The organism is Mycolicibacterium chubuense (assembly GCF_001044255.1).
In the GTDB taxonomy this organism is placed as follows: Bacteria; Actinomycetota; Actinomycetes; order Mycobacteriales; family Mycobacteriaceae; genus Mycobacterium; species Mycobacterium chubuense.
Genome location: NZ_JYNX01000033.1, coordinates 15901 through 31858, shown reverse-complemented (window position 1 = coordinate 31858; position 15958 = coordinate 15901). Strand labels below are relative to the sequence as shown.

General features: G+C 67.5%; 18 protein-coding genes. 7 read left to right on the top strand and 11 right to left on the bottom strand.

What is annotated here, in order from left to right; all coding sequences use genetic code 11:
* The 4 genes from MCHUDSM44219_RS30905 to MCHUDSM44219_RS10480 form a co-directional block, all read left to right on the top strand.
* The coding region (locus tag MCHUDSM44219_RS30905; RefSeq protein WP_236695420.1) for an MCE family protein at window positions 1-690 on the top strand (690 nt) is incomplete at its 5' end.
* The gene (locus MCHUDSM44219_RS10490) at window positions 690-2159 is read left to right on the top strand and encodes an MCE family protein (protein WP_048418181.1); all 1470 of its coding nucleotides are present in this window, start codon (window positions 690-692) and stop codon (window positions 2157-2159) included. The genes MCHUDSM44219_RS30905 and MCHUDSM44219_RS10490, both read left to right, overlap by 1 nt.
* Window positions 2156-3550 (top strand): MCE family protein, encoded by a 1395-nt coding sequence (locus MCHUDSM44219_RS10485; RefSeq protein WP_048418180.1) that lies wholly within the window; start codon window positions 2156-2158, stop codon window positions 3548-3550. Before MCHUDSM44219_RS10490 ends, MCHUDSM44219_RS10485 begins: the two co-directional genes overlap by 4 nt.
* Window positions 3550-5301 carry an MCE family protein gene (locus MCHUDSM44219_RS10480; protein ID WP_048418179.1) on the top strand — a complete coding sequence of 584 codons (1752 nt, stop codon included), beginning with the start codon at window positions 3550-3552 and terminating at the stop codon, window positions 5299-5301. Before MCHUDSM44219_RS10485 ends, MCHUDSM44219_RS10480 begins: the two co-directional genes overlap by 1 nt.
* A gap of 40 nt (window positions 5302-5341) precedes the next feature.
* On the opposite strand, the gene MCHUDSM44219_RS10475 is transcribed toward MCHUDSM44219_RS10480, so the two are convergent.
* Window positions 5342-5851, bottom strand: coding sequence for an Rv2253/PknI dimerization domain-containing protein (locus MCHUDSM44219_RS10475; RefSeq protein WP_048418178.1), 510 nt, complete (start codon window positions 5849-5851; stop codon window positions 5342-5344).
* Between the two features lie 177 nt (window positions 5852-6028).
* Here MCHUDSM44219_RS10475 and MCHUDSM44219_RS10470 point away from each other — a divergent pair, with 177 nt between their 5' ends.
* On the top strand, window positions 6029-6424 hold the full coding sequence (locus tag MCHUDSM44219_RS10470) for a hypothetical protein (RefSeq protein WP_413783596.1): 396 nt from the start codon (window positions 6029-6031) through the stop codon (window positions 6422-6424).
* A 6-nt stretch (window positions 6425-6430) separates the two neighbouring features.
* Here MCHUDSM44219_RS10470 and MCHUDSM44219_RS10465 read toward each other — a convergent pair whose 3' ends face one another.
* The 3 genes from MCHUDSM44219_RS10465 to MCHUDSM44219_RS10455 all read right to left on the bottom strand — a co-directional run bounded on the left by MCHUDSM44219_RS10465 (window position 6431) and on the right by MCHUDSM44219_RS10455 (window position 8714).
* Complete coding sequence (locus MCHUDSM44219_RS10465; RefSeq protein ID WP_048418177.1) at window positions 6431-6844, bottom strand: Rv2576c family protein; 414 nt, start codon at window positions 6842-6844, stop codon at window positions 6431-6433.
* A gap of 1 nt (window position 6845) precedes the next feature.
* Window positions 6846-7313, bottom strand: a complete 468-nt coding sequence (locus MCHUDSM44219_RS10460) for a hypothetical protein (protein WP_048418176.1) — start codon at window positions 7311-7313, stop codon at window positions 6846-6848.
* 111 nt (window positions 7314-7424) lie between these two features.
* Window positions 7425-8714, bottom strand: a complete 1290-nt coding sequence (locus MCHUDSM44219_RS10455) for a cytochrome P450 (protein ID WP_048418175.1) — start codon at window positions 8712-8714, stop codon at window positions 7425-7427.
* A 136-nt stretch (window positions 8715-8850) separates the two neighbouring features.
* Here MCHUDSM44219_RS10455 and MCHUDSM44219_RS10450 point away from each other — a divergent pair, with 136 nt between their 5' ends.
* Window positions 8851-9471, top strand: coding sequence for a TetR/AcrR family transcriptional regulator (locus MCHUDSM44219_RS10450; protein ID WP_048418259.1), 621 nt, complete (start codon window positions 8851-8853; stop codon window positions 9469-9471).
* Here MCHUDSM44219_RS10450 and MCHUDSM44219_RS10445 read toward each other — a convergent pair.
* The 7 genes from MCHUDSM44219_RS10445 to MCHUDSM44219_RS10415 form a co-directional block, all read right to left on the bottom strand.
* Window positions 9459-9743: a cytochrome C oxidase subunit IV family protein gene (locus tag MCHUDSM44219_RS10445; protein WP_330218620.1), complete on the bottom strand. Its 285-nt coding sequence runs from the start codon at window positions 9741-9743 to the stop codon at window positions 9459-9461. The genes MCHUDSM44219_RS10450 and MCHUDSM44219_RS10445 overlap by 13 nt on opposite strands.
* A gap of 4 nt (window positions 9744-9747) precedes the next feature.
* Window positions 9748-10335: a cytochrome c oxidase subunit 3 gene (locus MCHUDSM44219_RS10440; RefSeq protein ID WP_048418173.1), complete on the bottom strand. Its 588-nt coding sequence runs from the start codon at window positions 10333-10335 to the stop codon at window positions 9748-9750.
* Complete coding sequence (locus tag MCHUDSM44219_RS10435) at window positions 10332-11057, bottom strand: hypothetical protein (RefSeq protein ID WP_048418172.1); 726 nt, start codon at window positions 11055-11057, stop codon at window positions 10332-10334. The genes MCHUDSM44219_RS10440 and MCHUDSM44219_RS10435 overlap by 4 nt, the downstream gene beginning before the upstream one ends.
* Window positions 11054-11809 carry a hypothetical protein gene (locus tag MCHUDSM44219_RS10430; protein ID WP_048418171.1) on the bottom strand — a complete coding sequence of 252 codons (756 nt, stop codon included), beginning with the start codon at window positions 11807-11809 and terminating at the stop codon, window positions 11054-11056. Before MCHUDSM44219_RS10430 ends, MCHUDSM44219_RS10435 begins: the two co-directional genes overlap by 4 nt.
* Before the next feature lie 81 nt (window positions 11810-11890).
* Window positions 11891-13045, bottom strand: coding sequence for a thiolase family protein (locus tag MCHUDSM44219_RS10425; protein ID WP_048418170.1), 1155 nt, complete (start codon window positions 13043-13045; stop codon window positions 11891-11893).
* Window positions 13042-13497, bottom strand: a complete 456-nt coding sequence (locus MCHUDSM44219_RS10420) for a Zn-ribbon domain-containing OB-fold protein (RefSeq protein WP_048418169.1) — start codon at window positions 13495-13497, stop codon at window positions 13042-13044. Before MCHUDSM44219_RS10420 ends, MCHUDSM44219_RS10425 begins: the two co-directional genes overlap by 4 nt.
* A 59-nt stretch (window positions 13498-13556) precedes the next feature.
* The gene (locus MCHUDSM44219_RS10415; protein ID WP_048418258.1) at window positions 13557-14285 is read right to left on the bottom strand and encodes an enoyl-CoA hydratase/isomerase family protein; all 729 of its coding nucleotides are present in this window, start codon (window positions 14283-14285) and stop codon (window positions 13557-13559) included.
* Window positions 14286-14367: 82 nt separating this feature from the next.
* Between MCHUDSM44219_RS10415 and MCHUDSM44219_RS10410 the strand changes: the two genes are divergently transcribed.
* Window positions 14368-15912, top strand: coding sequence for an AMP-binding protein (locus MCHUDSM44219_RS10410; RefSeq protein WP_048418168.1), 1545 nt, complete (start codon window positions 14368-14370; stop codon window positions 15910-15912).
* Window positions 15913-15958 lie beyond the last annotated feature (46 nt).

Sequence of the window (15958 nt, the reverse complement as noted above, 5' to 3'; positions counted from 1 at the left end):
TCGCCGTACTCCCTCACCGACGCCGTCGGCGACCTGACGACCAACACCGCGGGCACCGACACCGCGGCGCTGAACCAGTCGCTGGGCACGTTGTCGTCGACGATCGACCAGATCGCACCGCAACTCGGTCCGACATTCGACGGCCTGAGCCGGTTGTCCCAGTCGATCAACGACCGCAACGAGAATCTGGCCGCACTGCTCAAGAGCGCCGCCGACGTGACTGACGTGCTCTCCCAGCGCAGTCAGCAGGTGAACACGTTGCTGCTCAACGCCAATGACCTGCTCGGTGTGCTCAACGACCGCAGGCAGGCGATCGTGGACCTGCTGGCCAACACCTCGGCGGTCGCACAGCAGCTCAGCGGTCTGGTCGCCGACAACGAGGCGGAGCTGGCGCCGACGCTGCAGCGGCTCAACTCGGTGATGGCGATGCTGGAACGCAACCGGGAGAACATCACCAAGATCCTGCCGAGTCTGAAGAAGTTCATCCTGGCCCAGGGCGAGACGCTGGCCAACGGGCCGTACTACAACGCCTATGTGCCGAACTTGCAGCCCGCGCAGCTGCTGCAGCCGTTCATCGACTACGCGTTCGGTTTCCGGCGCGGCACCAACGCCGGCCAGCCGCCGGACACCTCGGGACCGCGTGCCGAACTCCCGCTGCCGTACAACGGAATTCCCGGAGGTACCCGCTGATGGGGCGCAAGCGGTTGGCGACGATCGTGGCGGTGGCCCTCGCCGTCGGGCTCCTCGCCGGGGGTGGCTACCTGATCCGGCAGACCTACTTCGGTCCGCGCACGATCTCGGCGATCTTCACCTCCGCCACGGGGATCTATCCCGGCGACGAAGTGCGCGTATCGGGCGTCAAGGTGGGACGTATCGACTCGATCACTCCCGAGGGCACGCAGACCCGGATGGTGCTCAGCGTGGACCGCGATGTGCCGATACCGGTCGACGCCAAGGCCGTGATCGTCGCACCGAACCTGGTGGCCGCCCGGTACCTGCAGTTGACCCCCGCCTACAGGTCGAGCGGCCCCACGATGCCCGACGACTCGGTGATCCCATTGGAGCGCACCGCGGTGCCGGTGGAATGGGACGAGGTCAAAGAACAGCTCATGCGGTTGTCCACCGACCTCGGTCCACGCAGCGGCGTCGACGGGACGTCGGTGTCGCGGTTCATCGACAGTGCGGCCAACGCGATGGACGGCAACGGGGACAAGTTGCGCCAGACCATCTCTCAGCTCTCGGGTGTTGCTCGCGTGCTCGCCGAAGGCAGTGGCGACGTCGTCGACATCATCAAGAATCTGCAGACCTTCGTCACGGCGCTGAAGAACAGCAACGAACAGGTGGTGATGTTCCAGAACCGGCTGGCCACCTTGACCAGCGTCGTCGACGGCAGCCGATCGGATCTCGATGCCGCGCTGAAGAACCTGTCCGTGGCCGTGGTCGATGTGCAGCGGTTCGTCGCGGGCACCCGGGACAAGACCTCCGAACAGGTGCAGCGGCTCGCCAACGTGACCGGCAACCTGCTCGACAACAAGATGGAGCTGGAGAACCTCCTGCACATCGCCCCCAACGCGCTGTCCAACGCGTACAACATCTACAACCCCGACGTGGGCAGCGCGGTGGGCCAGTTCGTGCTCAACAACTTCTCGAACCCGGTCCAGTTCGTGTGCGGCGCGATCGGCGCCATCGAGAACACCACGGCCCCGGAGACCGCGAAACTGTGCTCGGACTACCTCGGGCCCGCGCTGCGGCTGCTCAATTTCAACTACCTGCCGTTTCCGATCGCCCCGTTCCTGATGCCGTCGGCGAACCCGGACAATCTGATCTACTCCGAGGCCAACCTGATGCCCGGCGGCCCCGGCGGGGCACCGGCGCCGCCGACCGATCCGCCGGCCATCTCCGCCTACGACGGGGTGGCGCCGGGCCCGGCGCCCTTCACCGGGCGGGCGCCCGGCGTGCCGCCGCCGGGCGCTCAGCAGTTGCTCCCCGGCGCCCCGCCGGTGATACCCCCCAGCGTGCCGCCCAGTGTGTACTCCATGCTGGCGCCGGCCGGTCCCGCACCGGGCCCCGCGCCGGGTCCGGTGGGCGGGCCACCGCTCGCCGCAGAAGCTCCGGCGCCCGCACCGGCGCCCAGCGCAGGAGGGACGCCCCCGGCATGACGAAGCGGACATTCGTACGGCGGGCCGCCGTCGTCACCACCTGTGTCGCGGTGTCGGTCAGCGGGTGCGGCTTCCAGGGCGTGAACTCGCTGCCGCTTCCCGGCGCGGTCGGGCGCGGCTCGGGCGCTGTGGTGTATCACGTCGAGGTCGCGAACATCGCGACACTGGAACCGAATTCGCCGGTGATGATCGACGACGTCGTGGTGGGCAGCGTGCGCTCCCTGTCGGTTAAGGACTGGCACGCCGATGTGGAGATCTCCGTCAAACCCGACGTGGTGATCCCGGCCAACGCGGTCGCCAGCGTCGGACAGACCAGCCTGCTCGGCTCCATGCACCTGGCGTTGAACCCGCCGGCCGGACAGGCCCCGCAGGGCACGCTCGCCCCGGGCACCACCATCGGGCTCAACGATTCGTCGACCTACCCGACCACCGAGCAGACCCTGTCCGCCCTCGCGGCCGTCGTCAACGGCGGAGGCCTCGGCCAGATCGGGGATGTCATCCACAACGTGAGCGGGGCGCTCAACGGCCGCGAGGGGGAGATCCGGGATCTGCTGGGCCGACTCGACACCTTCGTCGGCACCCTGGACGCGCAGCGGGACAACATCGTGGCGTCGATCCAGTCGCTCAATCGCCTCGCGTCGACCTTCGCCGGCCAACGCGACGACATCACCCGGGCGCTGGACCGGATCCCGCCCGCCATCGACGTCCTGGTCAAAGAGAGGCCACGGCTGACCACCGCGCTTCAGAAACTCGGAACGTTCAGCGACACCGCCACCCGGTTCGTCAACGATTCGCAGGCCGATCTGGTGCAGAACCTGAAAAACCTTGAACCGGTCATCAAGACCTTCGCCGACGTGGGCCCCGAGCTCAACTCGCTGTTGGAATACGCCGCACACTTCCCCTTCACCCAGAGCTTCATCGACCGCGCGATTCGCGGCGACTACTACAACCTGTTCGCCACCGTCGATCTCACGATCCCCCGGCTGAAGCGCACCACCTTCCTCGGTACCCGATGGGAACAGGAAGGGGCACAACTGATCCCCGCGCCGGGCGACCCGAACTATCTGCAGTACACCTACGACCCGCTCAAGCTCGGGATCGACCCGCCGCCGAACATGCGGCCGCCCCTGGGTGATGTCTCCTACCCGCCGGCGCAGCCGGTCCCGCCGCGCGACGTGGTGGTGCCGTCGGCCCCGCCTCCGGTGACCGCGGATGTCGGGCCGATCCTTCCGGTCGTCCCCCCGGCGCCCCTGTCGGTGCCGGGTGGGCAGATCCAGACCCAGTCCGCACCGCCCGCCCCCGGCGTCCCGGGCCAGATCTTCGCGGGACCGTATGGGCCGCAGCAGAATCCGCCGCCCGCCCAACCCCCTGTACCCGGAGGTGGTGGCTGATGCTCACCCGTTTCGTCCGCAACCAGCTGATCATCTTCACGATCGCCTCGGTCGTCGGTGTCCTGGTGATGGTGTTCGTCTACATGCAGGTCCCCATGCTGCTCGGCGTGGGTCGCATCACCGTGAAGATGGAACTCCCCGCCGCCGGTGGCCTCTACCAGTTCAGCAATGTCACCTACCGCGGATCCCAGATCGGCAAGGTGACGTCGGTGACGCTCACCGACCGCGGCGCCGAGGCGACGATGTCCCTGGAGCGTTCGCCGAAGATCCCCGCGGATCTGAAGGCCGAGGTGCGCAGCATGTCGGCGGTGGGCGAGCAGTACGTGGAGTTGTTGCCGCGCACCGATTCCGGGCCCTATCTGGAGAACGGATCGGTGATCGCGATGGGGAACACCACCATTCCCCAGGCGGTCGGCCCGATGCTCGACCAGCTCAGCTCTCTGGTCGACACGATTCCCAAGGACAGTCTGAGCCGGTTGCTCGACGAGTCGTACCGGGCGTTCAACGGAACGGGATACGATTTCGGGTCACTGCTGGACTCGTCGTCCACGATCACCCGCGACGCCAACGCGGTGTCCGACCAGACGATCGCCCTCACCGAGGACGCCGGCCCGTTCCTGGACGCCCAGGCACGCACCACCGATGCGATCCGGACCTGGGCGGCGAGCCTGGCCGGGGTGACCGAACAGGTCGCGAACAACGATGCCCAGGTGCGCTCGATCCTGCAGAACGGTCCGGGATTCGCGCAAGAGGCGTCGCGCCTGCTCAACGACATCAAGCCGACGCTGCCGGTCCTGTTGGCCAACCTGACCACGTTCGGCCAGATCGGCGTCACCTACAACCCGTCGATCGAGCAGTTGCTGGTCCTGGTGCCGCCGTTCGTCGCGCAGATCCAGACCTACGCCCCGACCAACAACCCGACCGGGCTGCCCAACGGCGACTTCTCCCTGGGCCTCGGCGATCCGCCGGCATGCACAGTGGGCTTTCTGCCACCGTCGGAGTGGCGCAGTCCCGCCGACACGTCGGTGATCGACACGCCCGACGGCCTGTACTGCAAGCTGCCGCAAGACTCGCCGATCGGGGTCCGGGGCGCTCGCAACTACCCCTGCATGGAGCATCCGGGCAAGCGGGCGCCCACCGTCGAACTGTGCAACGACCCGAACGGGTTTCAGCCGATCGCACAGCGCCAGCACGCGCTCGGCCCGTATCCGCTCGATCCCAACCTCATCGCGCAGGGCATCCCGCCGGATTCGCGAGTGCGGCCGGACGACAACATCTTCGGTCCGATCGAAGGCACACCGTTGCCGCCCGGCGTGACCGCGCCGCCGCCGGACATCGCGCCGCCGCCCTCGCCTCCGCCGAACTTCGCGGGGACCAATCCCGGGGCGATGCTGCCCGGCCAGCCGCTCTACACCGCGCCCCCGGTGAGTCCGCCGGGGCCTGCGCAGGTGACCGATCCGGCGATCGTCCCGGCGCCGCCGGCGCAGCTCCCGCAGGCGACCGAGATCCCGGTGCCCCCCGGTGTTTCGCCGGACGACCTGCAGTTCCCTCCGACCGCGACCCCGGTGCCGGCTCCGCCGCCCGTCGTGTCGCCGAGCGCGTTCACCGGTGGCCAGGGCAAGGGTCCGTCGGTTGCGGTGGCGAAGTACAACCCCCGCACCGGGGAGTACATGGGCAGTGACGGAAAGCTTTACCGCCAAGCCGATCTCGCTGCGGCGCCCACGTCGTGGCGAGACCTGATGCCGATGTGACACCGGGGGGTCCCCGCCCGCTCGTCGGTGGTTCCGGGTGTCAGATCTTCTTCATGTAGAACGGCATCCGGATCGACGGCCACTGGTTGCGGCCGCAGGAGCCGCTGGGGCCTGTCGTCTGGTTCTCGCCGGTGTACTCGTCGGCGGACGCGTCGACGTGCCCGTCGAAGCCGACGGGGTAGATCTTGTAGACCTGCAGCCCTTCGACGGGCTGGCCGTCCGCGCAGAAGCGCCAGTTCGGAACGACGCGCTTGACGTAGTACAGCCCATTGGTCGTGTAGATCGGCGCGCTCCAGCCGGCGTCGCTGGTGACGGTGCCGGTGCACTCGGTGGGGGAGACGCACTGGGTGTTGACCGTCCAGGTGGACCGCTCACCGGGCTGGTCCTGGAACCGCTCGTTCACCTTGGCGAAGTCGCCGTTGGAGGACGTCGCGAACGTCCCGTTGATGCCCCAGCCCTCCCCGGCCGCGGCGGGGGACGCGAACAGCACACCGGCGGTGACGGCCGCGGTCACGACCGCGGCGCCGGCCCTGCGTCTGGACGCCGACATGGGTGAGCTCCTCGGAACGTGGGTAGGCGTGTTCTCGATTTCGGAGAATAACAGTTACACAGCGGTGTCGTTGCCTTTCAACGGTATTGGAGACAGCCGTCAGCGCCCCGGGGGGATGAGTGGATCAATCTTCTCCGATATCGAGAGTTCCATTTCCGGATGTGCGAGAGTGGTCAGGTGCGTTTGACCGTCATCGCGGCCACGTCACTGGTGGCGCTGGGAGTACTGGCCGCGCCTCAGGCCACGGCCGAGCCGCAGACCTGCAACGATCCGTCGTGCGTACCGGGAATCACGCCGAATGTCGTGCAGGGTTCGTACTGCTCGAACACCAGCTACTACGTGTTCGGCACCGCCGTCGCCGGGGTGTCGACGCGAGCGGGCCGGCTGCTGTTCTGTGGCTCTCCCCGCCGCTACGAGCCACGTTGGTTCCGCTCGCCGCCGATGATGGGCATCCGCGAGGAGAACAGCGACTGCACCGGCTACATGGACGCCGTGGCGCAGGCGCCCGACGGCCTGTTCCTGGCGTGCGTGCCGATGAACGACCGCAGCCTCTGGCGCCGCGGCGACGCCTGAACGCCGCTACCAGTTCCGGATCGAGCAGAGCGCACCCCGGGGGCCGCTGTTGGTCTTGACCACCACTCCGTCGACGGCCAGTTCGCAGTTGAAGCCGGCGGTGTCGAACATGCGGGTCTCACCGCTCTGCACGAGCACCATCGCCCACAGGTCCGGATTGGCCAGTTGCGTCTCGAGCACCCACGGCCGGTCGGGCGCGACGTCGACCTCGGCGCGGGGGCTGAACTCATAGGGGTTGTGGCTGTAATCGCTGAACACCGCCGGTTCCGTGTCGCGGTAGTAGATGTCGGCGAAGGACGGCGCGTTGGCGGTGACGGTATAGCGCACGTGGTGCATCACCGGGCCTTGCGCCGTGGCCGGTGCGGTCGCGCTCGTGGCGGCCACGACCAAGACCGGCAGGACGGCATATCGCACTCTCATCTCACATCCTCGTCAGGAAGAAGGGATAGGTGAGCTGACCGCCGGGGGCCCCGTCGCAGCCGACGGCGAACGACGAGACGAGCTCTCCGGTCAGCGAGGTGGCGTCCCAGGTGTAGACGTCGTGGGTGGGAATCGTCGGTCCGTAATAGATGTCGCCGCAACGCAACCCGAACGGGTCGTCGATCACCATCGTGTAGCGGTTGTCCGCCAGCGTCGCCTCGATCTGGCTGTAGACCGCTTTGGCGATCGGCTGGGGCAGCGTGTCGACGTTGATGCAGTCCTGGCGCTTGGAATTGTCCGGGTTCCGGCACGGCGCGAGCATCGACCAGACGTAGGTGTGGAAGTCGCGCCGGTCCGGAATGTTCAGCAGATAGTTGCCCAGCGTCATCGCCGACGCGCTCGGCGCCGAGACCAGACCGGCGACCAGCAGGGCGGCGATGGCCACGACCGACTTCACATGATCCTCCATGTCGGGCTCGATACCGGATGAGCTGAGAGCGTCATTCTCTCCAGCGAGAATAACAACTCCGCGCGGGCGCGACGCCAGAACGGTCCAGCGAGACCGAGAGGGGCGAGATGCTCAGCCGGCAGGGCTGAAGGTGATGTTCAGCGACGTCAGTCCGCGCAGGATGAACGTCGGTTCATAGGTGTACCGACGAGCGTGCGCGGGGCCGTGATGGTCCTCGTCGATCGCGATGTCGCGCATCCGATCGAGGATCCGTTCGATCGACACCCGGCCCTCGACGCGGGCCAGTGGTCCGCCCGGGCAGGAGTGCACGCCGCGGCCGAATGCGATGTGCTCCCGGACGTTCTTGCGGTCCAGATCGAATTCGTGGGGATGAGCGAAGCGGTTCGGATCCCGGTTGACCGCGCCGGGGCACACCATCATCGTGGTCCCTGCGGGCACATCGACGTCGCCGACCGTCGTGTTCTTGCGGGCGAGGCGGAACTGACTCTTGACCGGTGCGTCCATCCGCAACGCCTCCTCGACGAAAACCGGGATGCGGGTCCGGTCGCCGCGCAGCCGCTCCTGGATGTCGGGATGGTCTCCGAGCACGCGCAGAGACGCCGTGAGCAGCTTGGTGGTGGTCTCCTGCCCGGCGGCGAACAGGAACGTCGCCGAACGCACCACCTCGATCACCGGCGGTGTCGACCCGTCCGGGTACTTCGCCGTCGCCAGCGCGGTGAGCACATCGTCGCGCGGCTCCCTCCTTCGGTCCTCCAGGTAGCCGATGAACTTCTCGTCCAGCCACTCCAGCGGGTTGGCGCCCACCAGATCGCTGTGGTCCAGCGATCCGACATTGGCGCCCGGCCGGGGTGCGCCCAGCACGGTGCGGAACTCCTCGTGATCGCTCTCGGGGACGCCGAGGAGGTCGGCGATCACCAAGAGCGAGAACGGCTTTGCGAAGGCGGACAGAAACTCGCAGCGTCCGGCGGGTTCCCTGGCGAAGATGTCGTCGAGCACCTCGTCGGCCAGCCGCCACATGAAGTCCTCGTTCTCCTTGAGCCTGCTCGGCGTCAGAAGCCTGTTGAGCAACGACCGGGCGTTGGTGTGGTCCGGCGGATCCATCGTGACCATGTGCTCGAACATCGGCATCTGCGGGCGGTGCGCGGAGATCTGATCGGTGATGTCGTCGCCTTCGGGGACGAACGGCAGCGGCGGGAACGGACCGGCGACCGCAATGCACGACGAGAACGTCTCTGCGTCCTTCAGCACCGTGGCGGCTTCCTCGTACCCGGTGACGGCCAACACCCCGTAGTTCGGTTCGCGCACCACGGGGCAGCGGCTGCGCAGATGATCGAAGTACGGGTGCGGATCGGGCACCAGCGACGGATCGGTGAAGTAGTCGATCGTGTCGAAATCGCTCATGGCCCGGGCCTCCTGAAGTGGTGTGTTCCGCGAGGCTCGATCGAAGGAACGCCGCGAAATGCTGAGCACTTGCTTAGCATGGTGCAAGAGTTAGGGTCAAGGTTCCAAGACGACACGCGCAGGGAAGGTGGTCGCCGTGGCATCGCCACGCCGGATCGGGGCGCCGGACGCGAAGAACCGCGTCGTGCTCCTCGACGCCGCCGAGCAGTTGCTCATCGAGGAGGGATACGCGGCGGTCACCTCGCGACGCGTCGCCGACCGGGCCGGACTGAAGCCTCAGCTGGTGCACTACTACTTCCGCACGATGGAGGATCTCTTCCTCGCGGTGTTCCGGCGCAGGGCCGAAGAAGGACTCGCCGTGCTGAGCACCGCGTTGCAGTCGGAGCAGCCGCTGTGGGCGCTGTGGAAATTCAGCACCGCTCCCGAGGCCACCCGGCTGACCATGGAGTTCATGGGTCTGGCCAACCACCGCAAGGCGCTGCGGGCCGAAATCGTCTATTTCGCGGAGCGATTCCGCCAGGAGCAGAACACCGCGATCGCCGAGGCGCTGCGCAGGCACGGAATCGACGCGACCGAGGTACCTCCGGTGGTGTGGACCGTGTTCGCCACCAGCGTTTCTCAGGCCATGGTCGTCGAGCGCGCCCTGGGTATCAGCACCGGGCACGCGGAGACGTTCGCGTTCTGTGAGCAGTGGCTGCGCCGTCTGGAGGGCGATCCGTTGCCGGCGGTCGAAGATCCGGCGGCTCACCAGAGGTAGATCATCAGGATGGACGCCCACAGCGTCACCAGCCATGCGTCGGTGGCGCGGCGCAACCATGCGGGCGCGTGGCGGACCTCCATGAAACCACGCACGATCACCCGCCCCTTGACGACGGCGAGGGTGACCGCGGTGAGGGTGAGCGCCACGCTGGCGGTCGCGGAGCCGCCGGCATGCCCCGGTGCCAACCACCACGAGATCACGGTGATCGCGCAGAGGGCGAGCCAGGCCCCGGTCAGCGCGCGGATGGTGCTCGTCGTCGATGTCGTCACGATCTCACCTCATCACGTAGAGCAGGGCGAAGATGATCACCCAGAGCAGGTCGACCATGTGCCAGTAGACGGCCCCGGATTCGATCAGCGACAGGCGCCGCTTGTGAGCAATGCGGATCTCGCGCAGCACGATTCCCATGATCACCAGCCCGACCAGGACGTGGAACACGTGCACCCCGGTGAGCATGAAATAGAACATGGCGAACTCGTTGCCGCCCATGGTGTGTCCGTCGGCTACCATGGCCGACCACTCGTAACCCTTCAGCGCGACGAACACCACCCCGCAACCGCCGGCCAGCATGGTCGACCGCGCTGCCGCCCCATACTCGCCGCTGCGGGCGCGCACCACGCTGCGGGCGATGAACCACGAACTCGTCAGCAACACAAGTGTGTTCAGCGCGCCCACGTTCAGGTCGAGGTGCTGTTGAGCCTCGAGGAATCGGTGTGGGTTCATCGCCCGGTGCACCATGAAGATCAGGAAGTAGGCGCCGAAGATCAGCAGGTCGCCCAGCACCATCACCCACATGTGGCGGTCGCCGGGGAGGTGTCCGCTCGTCGATGCTGTCGTCGGCGCCGCGGTGGTCTCGGTCATCCCACCGGCACCTCCTCGGCGGATCGGCACTCGTTGGCGCGCTTGAGGAAGTAGATCACGCACGACAACCAGAAGCCGAAGATCACGGTGCCCATCCAGAACGAGATCGAGCCGTTCCACGCGAACGGGCCCGCCGTGGAGATGAACACCGGGACGGCGAGAATCTCGGTGACGATCTGCCAGATCGAGACGTAGGCAAGCCATTTCGGGAAGATCTCATTGCGGTCGTAGAGAATCGCGACGGTGAACGCGAAGTAGGCGGTGGTGAAGCAGCCCAGCGACCCGACGTAGGACAGCAGGCCCAGGTCGTACAGCAGCGCGAGCAGCTGGGGGTCGCGGTCGGGCCGATAGACCGCGGCGAGAAAACAGAACGCGACGAGAAGACATCCCGGCAGCGCACCCACGGCCATCGAGCCGATGTAGGCGTAGGCCAGCACGGAGCCGGTCGTCATGCGCTTCATGTGGTAGGCGACGATGCCGTTGGCCACCCCGGCGCCGCCCACGATGAGAACGAGCGTCCCGAAACCGATACCGATCGTGGTCGCGTGGTCGGCGAAGAACTCGGCCTGCTGCGCCTCGGTGATATCGGGTCGCGGCGGCGGCATCACGCGGGCCAGCGCGAAGAAGACGACCCCGAACGCGGTGTAGAAGGCCGGCACGATCCAGAAGACCAGCCACAGGTCGCGCGTCGTCGCTCGTCGGACCTCGGTCGGCGTGCTCACCTGGCGATGCCTTCGTCGATCGCCTGACGGTGCAGCGTGTTCCGCAGGACGATGAACATCACGGTCACGAACGTGGCGAAGGCCGCGATCCGCAGCCAGAAGGACACGGCCCCGTTCCAGGCCAGCGGTCCGGTGGAGACCACCGCTGCCGCGGCGGCCGGTGCCATCGCCAGCCCGGTGAGCACGGCGACGTGCCCGACCCAGCGAGGGAACACGGGATCGGGGCTGCCGTGCCGGCCGGTATCGAAGAAGACGGCTGCTGCGAGCAAGAGGTTCTGGGCGACGAGCATGCCGACCGGGGCGACCAGGGTGATCCAGGCCAGATCGTTGAGCACCTGCACGAGTTCGGGATCGCGATCCGCGCGGAACGCGGCAACCAGAAAGAAGATGTCGGCGAGTGCGAAAAGCGTCGCGCCGCTCACCACAGCGGTGAGGTAACAGTAGGCCAGCACATGGGTTTGGGTGCTCATCCGCTTCATCTGGACCACGATCAACATGAAGAACGGCACCAGCATGATCGCGCACAGGTTGTAGGTGAGCATGCTGAACCGGATCATCGCGGTGTTGTCGGCGTAGAAAGCCGCGACCTCGGCCGGTGACATGTCCGGTGCCATCGGCGGCAGAAATCCCGGGAATGTCACGAACGCGATGAGCAGGATCGCTCCGACCACCGGGGTGATCCACAGGCACACCAGTTGGGCCTTGAGCGCGCTGGTGCTCGGAAGTTCCTCTGCCGCAGCCAGAATCTGCATCGGGCCCTCCCTCGCGTCCGGTAGCCGATCGGCTACCGGCGACAGTAGCCGATCGGCTACCAAAGCTCCAGGGCGACGTCCTTACAGGGACAGGATGGTCGCCGACGCGGTGCCGGGCGCGCCGTAGACCTGGGCCAGCCCGACCCGGGGGGTGCCCGGCACCTGACGGTCACCGGCCTGGCCGCGCAACTGGCGGACGAGCTCGTGCACCTGCCGCAGGCCGGAGGCTCCGATGGGCTCGCCGTTGGCGATCAGCCCGCCGTCGGTGTTGACCGGCATGCTTCCGTGGATCTCGGTCGCGCCGTCGGCCAGCATTCTCTCCTGCTCGCCGTCGGCGCACAGGCCGGTCTCGGCCATGTGAATGACCTCCGCGCCCGCGTCGGTGTCCTGCAACTGGGCGATGTCAACGTCTTCGGGCCCGATCCCGGCCGCCTCGTAGGCGGCCCTGGCCGCGTACACCGTCGGAGACGGATCCGCGTCGAGCGGTGCTGAGGTCGCATGCACTTCGTAGGCGCCGAACGTCCGCGTCCGGATCTCACTGGCGCGCACGTAGACCGGCGTGTCGGTGAAGGTGTGCGCGAGGTCGCCGCGGCACATGATCACCGCGGCGGCGCCTTCGTCGGGCGAGCAGAACATGTACTGGGTCAGCGGGTAGTTGAGCACCGGGGAGTCGAGGATCTCCTCGACCGAGATCTCCTTGCGGCGGAACGCGTTCGGGTTGAGGGCGCCGTTGCGGAAGTTCTTGTTCGCGACCCGCGCCAGGGTCTGCCGGGAGATCCCGTGCTCGTGGATGTAGTGATTGGCCTTCATCCCGAAGAACTTGGTGGTGACGAACTGCCCGTTCTCGGCGTACCACTGCGGCAGGGCGAGTTTGGCGGGATCGTCGGTGAAAGCACCGCGGGGATGCTTGTCCAGCCCGATGGCGATGCCGATGTCGTACTTGCCCAGCCGGATCGTGTCCGCGGTCTGCTGGATCGCCGACGCCGAGGTCGCACACGCGTTGAACACGTTGGTGAAGGTGATCCCGGTCAGCCCGACCAGTCGGGTGACGGCGTCGGGATTGGAGATCTCGTAGCTGCCTCCGAAGCCGAACTGGATGTCCTGCCAGCTGATTCCGGCATCGGTGAGCGCGAGATCGATCGCCTCGGCGCCCATCTCCATCGCGGTCTTGTCGAACCGGCCGAACGGATGCAGGCCGACGCCGATGATCGCAACGTCGGGGGCGGTACCGGTCATGCCGTGGCCTCCTGGTCATCGATCGGCCGGAACGCGAAGGTGACGACCTCGGTGCCGTCCTCGTCGGTGGTGAACGGAATCATCGTCAGTTCGACGCGTCCGCCGAAATGCAGTTTTGTGGGCTCGTTTTCGGTGAGCCGGCCCTCGACCCGGATGACGGCGTCGGCACCCTCGCCCAGTTGCACCAGGCCCACCCCGAATGGCACGAAGTCCTTGCCGGCGGGACCTTTGTACGGCGGCCCCGGCGGAAACCCCTGGGTGGTCCAGGCGACCAAGGTGCCCCGGCGGGGGAGCAGCGTCTGGCTCATCGCGGCGGCACTGCACCGGGGGCAACGCTGCTGGAGCGGAAAGGCGGTGGCGCCGCAGACGCCACAGGTGCTGCCGATGAGCTGTGGGTCGTCATCCGGCCAGGTGGAGATCTCGGGCGCCAGCGCCCGCTGCGAGGTGGACACTCGATGACCATAAATGGAAATGCGGTTCTCGTCTAGAGAGAACGAATTGGTCAGACAGGTCATCCGCCGTTCTGGCGGCCCTTGTTCATCACCCTGTCCGCCGCAGCCCAGTGTTCGTCGGAGACCCACAGGCGCGCGAACGCCGCCACGGCCTCGGCGGTCGGCACGCCACGCATGACGCGCTTTACCTGGCCGGCCGGCACGGTCGCCAGCGATCGGGCGATCAGCCGCCACTGCTCGTCGAACGACGCACGCGGGATCACCTGGTCGATGAGCCCGATCCGCTCGGCCTCCGCCGCGCCGACGAGGCGTCCGGTACCCGCCAGCAGCAGGGCCCGGCTGTATCCCACGAGTCCGACGAGGCGTTCGGCCCCGCCCCACGCCGGCATGATCGCGAGCGCGACCTGATTGAAGCCGATCTTCACGTCGTCGGCGGCGATGCGGATGTCGGCGGCCACCGCGAACTCCGCGCCGCCGCCGAGTGCGTGACCGTTGAGGGCGGCCAGCACGGGGGCCGGAAAGCTCGCGATCCGATCGCAGATCGACCTCATCCGGTAGGCCATCGCGGCGGCCTGCTCCTCGGTGCGCAGCGCGCTGAGCTCCTTGAGATCGCCGCCGGAGACGAAAGCCCGGTCTCCGCCGCCGGTGAGGACCAGACCCGCCGCACCCGAGGCGCCGTCGAGGGCCTCGTCGAGCTGATCCATCGTGTCGAGGGAGATCGCGTTGCGGGCGTGCGGCCGGTCGATGGTGATGGTCGCCAGACCGTCATCGATGTCGAGGTCCACCATCGGGCGTTCTTCCTTTGCGGTATTGGCATTCTCGTTGGCGGAGAATAGCATCGTCTCCCGGACAGGAGGTGACGCGACGAACATGCGAAGTATCCCCGCTGACCTGGTCAGCCGGTACGAGCGGCACGGGTGGTGGACCGGGGAGAGCCTGGGTGAACTCGTCGCGACGGGACTGGAGCGCAGTCGAGACAGCGGCTTTCACGTCCATTCCGCAATCCGGCCCTACGCGGGAACCTGCGGGGAGGTGGAACGCGACGCGCGCCGCCTGGCCGCGGGCCTGTCTGCACGCGGCGTCGGACCGGGCGATGTCGTCGCCCTGCAATTGCCCAACTGGCGGGAGGCCGCCGTGACGTTCTGGGCCTCGGCGTTTCTCGGCGCGGTCATCGTCCCGATCGTGCACTTCTACGGCCGCAAGGAGCTGGCCCACATCATCGCGACCGCGCGACCGCGCGTCTTCATCACGACAGAGGCGTTCGGCCGCATGCGCTTTGCGCCCGACCTCGCCGCCGACGTCCCGATCGTCGGCCTGGTCGGCGACGCCTCTTTCGACGAACTCCTGGCTGCTGAGCCGTTCGACGGCACCGCCGCCGTCGACCCGTCGGGCCCCGCGCTGATCGCGTTCACCTCCGGCACCACCCGCGATCCCAAGGGCGTGATCCACAGCCACCAGACGCTGGGTTTCGAGACGCGCCAACTGCTCGAGAACTACCCGCCCGGCCGTGGGCGCCAACTGACCGCGACCCCGGTCGGGCATTTCATCGGCATGATCGGAGCGTTCCTGATCCCGGTCCTCGAGGCGGCGCCGATCGACCTGTGCGACGTCTGGGACCCGGCGAAGGTGCTGACGCTGATCGAGCGGGACGGACTGTCGATCGGAGGCGGCCCGCCGTACTTCGTCACCAGTCTGTTGGACCATCCCGACTGCCGGCCCGAACATCTCGCCCACTTCACCACCGTCGGTCTCGGCGGCTCGTCGGTGCCGTCGTCACTGACCCGGCGGTTGGCGGCCCTCGGGATGTTCGTCTTCCGCTCCTACGGAAGCACCGAGCATCCGTCGATCACCGGGTCGCGCCCGGACGCTCCCGAGGAGAAGCGGCTGTTCACCGACGGTGATGCCCGGCCCGGGGTGGAGATCCGCCTCGGCCCGGACGGCGAGATCCACAGCCGCGGACCCGATCTGTGCCTCGGCTACACCGACGACGAGTTGACCAGGCGCGCGTTCGACGAGGACGGCTGGTACCGCACCGGTGACATCGGAACCCTCGACGAGGACGGCTATCTGACCATCACCGACCGCAAATCCGACGTCATCATCCGCGGCGGCGAGAACATCAGTGCCCTCGAGGTCGAGGAGGTGCTGCTCGCCATACCCGCGGTGGCCGAGGCGGTCGTCGTCGCCGCGCCGGATGCACGGTTGGGCGAGCGGGCCGCCGCGGTGCTGCGGATCCGCGCCGGCCACACGATGCCGTCGATCGAGGACGTGCGCGCGCACTTCCGCCGGGCCGGGGTCGCGACGCAGAAGTGGCCGGAGGAGTTGGTGGAGGTCGACGACTACCCGAGGACCGCCAGCGGCAAGGTGCAGAAGTTCCTGGTGCGCGAACACGTGCGGATGACGACGGCGGGGTAGCGGGCCGTTGCGGCCGACAGTGAATGAGAATACGATTCTCGCGAGA